The following is a 2798-nucleotide window of genomic DNA, read 5'->3' on the forward strand; positions in this document are numbered from 1 at the left end:
GATGTCGACGGAATCGCAGGTCGCGCCGCAGACCTTGAACGGCACGATGTTCTTCTCCTCGCCATTGCGCGAGCGGATCGCAGGATCGGGAATGAAGCGCGCCGGCAGCGTGATCTTTCCGGTCCATGAATCCGACAGCGACGCCCAGATGCCGTCATTGATGTAGAGCCGCTTGCCCTTGCGCAGCAGCACCCGCACGATCAGCGACAGGCAGCGCGCCACGATCACGCGGCCCGGCTCGGCCACCAGCGGCATCTGGTCGAACTGATACTCTTTCAGATCGCCCGAAAGCCGCGACATGATCTGGCCGAGCGACGGCATCTCGATCTGCTTGCGGTTGGGGTCATGGCCGTATTCGGCGGGGAAACCGCCGCCGACGTCGAGCCCGGCAATATCGAAGGTCAGCCGGTTGCGCACCCAATCGGCGGAAGCCAGTGCCCGCTCATAGGTGTCGGGATCCTCGATCTGACTGCCGACATGGAAACACAGGCCAACCTTGTAGCCGGTGCGGTTCAGCCGCTCGGCCAGTTCGACGGCATAGGCCGGCCCGGCGCCGAACTTCTTCGACAGTTCGTAGGCGGCATGGCCCTTGGTCTGCACCCGCACGAACACGCTGATCGAGCCCGGATCGATATCGAGCGCCCGCACCACTCGCGTCAGCTTGGTGATCTCGTCCTCGTGATCCAGCGAAATGACGCGGATGGCGTATTTCTCCAGCGCCAGCTTGATGTCCGACTGCGCCTTGACCGGATGCATGTAGAGCATCTCGGCATCGGGAGAGACGGCACGCACGGCAGCGAACTCGCCCGGCGACGCGACGTCGAAAGCCTTGACGCCGGCTTCGACCAGGGTCTTCAGCACGATCTGCTCGCCATTGGTCTTGACCGCATAGGCGGTCTTGCCCGGGAACATGCCCATGAACTGCCTGGCATCCGCCATCAGCACCTGCGGGCGGAAGCAATAGACCGGATCGTCCGGGCGAAGCGCCAGTGCCGCCTCGCGGGCATTCTCGAATCGCTGCATCGACGAATCCTTGATCTAGCCTGCGCACAATTAATCCAAGCTAGCGGCTAATGAAAACAATTCTGTGTCTCGTACGGCTGACGCTGGGGCGCTAGGTCTTGGCGGCAGGCGTTTGCCATCAATCACGTTTCGGGTGGCCCTTGTCGCCGAACCGGATATGGCTTCTGCCTGACTGGCATACGTCTGGGAGGGCGACTCACATGGCAATGGCCGCGACATCCGCACCACGCGGGCCGATGGTGCTCAAGGATTGGGGGCAACTCCTGCTGCTCGGCGCGATCTGGGGCGGCTCGTTCTTCTTCGCGCGCATCGCGGTGGCGGAGCTCCCCCCGCTGGTGCTGGTGCTGTTTCGCGTCGCCATTGCCGCGATTGCGCTGCAGATCTATCTCGGTCTGCGTGGCCCGTCCTTTCGCCTCGCGCTTCCGCATGCCGGCCTGTTCTTCCTGCTGGCGCTCACCAACAATGTCGTGCCCTTCTCGCTGATCTTCGCCGGCCAGACGGAGCTCGGAGCCGGCATCGCCTCGGTGCTCAACGCGACAACGCCGTTCTGGACGTTGATCCTCGCCAACGCGCTGACATCGGACGAAAAGCTGTCCTGGAACAAGCTCGCCGGCATTGCGCTCGGCATCGCCGGCACGGCTGTCATGATCGGCCCCGGCCTGCTTGCCGGGCTCGGCGGCTCGGTCTGGGCCAAATTCGCGCTGATCGGGGCTTCGCTGTCCTATGCCGTCGCGCTGATGGTTGCCCGCCGCTTCAGGGGCGTGCCCTCGCCGATCATCGCCACCGGACAGTTGACGGCATCGACCATCATCATGATCCCGATCGTGCTCTTCACCTACGGTCCATCCGGCCTGTTCTCGGCCTCGCCGCCGGTCTGGGCGGCGGTGCTGGCACTGGCGCTGCTGTCGACCGCCTTCGCCTACATCCTCTATTTCAACCTCGTCGCCTCGGCCGGCGCCACCAATGCCTCGCTGGTCACGCTTGTCGTACCGGCCAGCGCGATGCTGCTCGGCTTCCTGTTCCTTGGCGAGCGGCTGGAACTGTTCGAAATCGGCGGCGTGGTGCTGATCGCGCTCGGCCTCGTCACCATTGACGGGCGGTTGTTCGGCCGACGTTAGAGCGCCGCGCGTCCACTGGACGCGCAAAGGATGCTCTAACCACCCAATTGCCCCCCGCATCGCGAAAGTTGAATTCGGCTTCCGCAGCGGTAGCGCTGCCATGACACGGCAGCGACACGAGTCGGCCACATTTTATTCACAGGCCTGAAGCCGGTTTTTGCTTAGGAGTTTCAAAGCCTAACGGCAAAAGACATGTCGCGGATTTCACAATCACGTCGCAATGCAGCACATTTTCCGCTTGCCTGTGGCACAAATGAACCTAGACTCCGTGACATAGCTCTTTAAGAGGAGGCTATGTCATGGGACTTACGAGGCCTATCAACGCATTGATGATCTGTGCTGCGTTCGCCTTTATCGGAGCCCTTATTATGGGCTTCCTTCCCTGACCGCCAAAGCGGGGAAGACCAGCACCCAAATAGTCCAACCAATTCAAAAGGCCGGGTTTTTCCCGGCCTTTTGTCGTTCAACCCACTCTCATGCCGCAGCTGATCCGGCGGCCGCCGCCTCGTGCGAGCGGATGCCGATCATATGACAGATGGCAAAGACCAGATCGGCGCGGTTCATGGTGTAGAAGTGGAAATCGCCGACACCGCGCTCGACAAGGTCCATCACCTGTTCGGCCGCCACCGCCGACGCCACCAGCGCATGCGTCTGCGG

The 2798-nt window shown here is 62.4% G+C and carries 3 protein-coding genes; 1 reads left to right on the forward strand and 2 read right to left on the reverse strand.

From position 1 onward, the window contains the following. Window positions 1-1023: alanine racemase (locus EN984_RS29610; RefSeq protein ID WP_127384158.1), on the reverse strand; the 1023-nt coding region annotated here is incomplete at its 3' end. A 200-nt stretch (window positions 1024-1223) separates the two neighbouring features. Here EN984_RS29610 and EN984_RS29615 point away from each other — a divergent pair. Next, window positions 1224-2141, forward strand: coding sequence for a DMT family transporter (locus EN984_RS29615; RefSeq protein WP_127267192.1), 918 nt, complete (start codon window positions 1224-1226; stop codon window positions 2139-2141). Between the two features lie 474 nt (window positions 2142-2615). Here EN984_RS29615 and EN984_RS29620 read toward each other — a convergent pair. After that, window positions 2616-2798 (reverse strand): methylenetetrahydrofolate reductase (locus tag EN984_RS29620; protein ID WP_206517507.1); only part of this gene is annotated, 183 nt, incomplete at its 5' end.

The organism is Mesorhizobium sp. M7A.F.Ca.CA.004.12.1.1 (assembly GCF_003997835.1).
Classification (GTDB): Bacteria; Pseudomonadota; Alphaproteobacteria; order Rhizobiales; family Rhizobiaceae; genus Mesorhizobium.

Bases quoted from the DNA above. Each gene is read 5' to 3' on its own strand.
- EN984_RS29615 (WP_127267192.1), top strand. From the start codon at position 1,224: ATGGCAATGGCCGCGACATCCGCACCACGCGGGCCGATGGTGCTCAAG.